Below are 1,376 nucleotides of genomic sequence, written 5' to 3'. Positions count from 1 at the left end.
TACAGTGTGGGCTTTCAGTAGCCCTGAAGAGTCTGTACTGAGATTACAATACAAACCATTCGAGCCTCCAGGCAGGTTTACAGACTGCCCCAATAACGCAATCACTTTTGCTCCGTTCAAATCAGCATCACAGGACAACCTGCAATTACCGCATTTGAACTTTTTTTCAGAGCGCAATCCAATGTGCAAGCATTGATTACAGGTCTGGCTCGTGTAGGCAGGGGAGACGGCTATTACCTCAACACCGTCTCTGAGTCCTTTGTATTCCAAAAACATCCGCAACTGGTAGAACGCCCACGAGTTACTTCTACGGCGTTCTGTCTTGTTGCGTGGTTTCTGATTAGTTCGCTCACGAATACCAGTCAAATCCTCGATAGCTACAAGTGCTTTTTCACTTTTGGCTTGCTGGATGATTGTTTTGCTAATGTTGTGGTTTACCCACGCTTGAAATCGTCTCTCCCGCCCCGATAGCCGTGCCAAGACTTGCCGACATCTACGCCGACTAGACCTTGTGCGTGTGGAAGCTTTTTTCTGAAGAGACGCTCTTGCCTTACTGTATCTATCCCTCGTCTTAGTTAACTGTTTGCCACTCCATGAATCACCGTTGCTGGTTGCGGCAATATCACGGCGTCCAAAATCAACACCGATTACTTTTTTCGTCGGCTGTGGATCTGGGACTTCATCTTTAAGCTGGATGTGGATGTAATACTGACCATCGCGGTGCTTACACAATTGAGCGCTTGTTGGTTTACGTCCTTTTAGCTTGCCGCGTTGATAGTTGCCAGCATCAATTTTGATGTGTTCCCGACCAGACAATGTGGTCAGGCTTACTGTCCAGTCTTTCTCTCTGAATGCAAAAATCCTGGCATCATAGTCAGCACTGGTCGGTTTAAACGCTTTAACAGGTTTCCCTTGGCGTTTGGCTGCTAGTCGATTAGCACCTACTCTGGCGCAAGCTCTCACAGCTAAGTTTGCGGCTAACCCAAACTTTGAACGCAAATCCTCATAAACAACGTTTTGAATAGTTGTTTTACTGGTTATTTGCGGCTTGATAACTTCATTGGTGTAGTTGCAAGCCGCAGCAAAAGCATGAAGAACTACTTCCAGTTTTTCAGACTGTATTGGGGTAGGGTTAAGTTTACAAACTAGCGTAAGTACTTGTTCCATGAGTTCGACCTACTCACATATGATAATAATATTGTAGACTACAATTTTTCGTGTTGCGTTCCCAGAGATTGTTAAAAACTCAACTATCCCCTCTCCCGCGTTAACCGACGGTCAACATAGGTCGGGGGATGTTTCGTTTTTAACCCGCAATTCCTCTCAACACCGAATCAATAGATTACGGTGTGAGCCTCCTTGCGGAAACAGGTGAA

Annotated in this window: 1 protein-coding gene; it reads right to left on the bottom strand. The window is 45.7% G+C overall.

Annotation, left to right across the window (positions count from 1 at the left end; all coding sequences use genetic code 11):
- On the bottom strand, positions 1-1,167 hold a 1,167-nt coding region (locus tag DP117_RS35210), incomplete at its 3' end, for an RNA-guided endonuclease TnpB family protein (RefSeq protein ID WP_169222769.1).
- Between the last annotated feature and the right edge of the window lie 209 nt (positions 1,168-1,376).

Origin of the sequence: Brasilonema sp. UFV-L1, from assembly GCF_012912105.1 — a bacterium.
Classification (GTDB): Bacteria; Cyanobacteriota; Cyanobacteriia; order Cyanobacteriales; family Nostocaceae; genus Brasilonema.
Note: the sequence above shows the minus strand (reverse complement) of the source record. Positions and strands in the feature narration are given on the sequence as shown.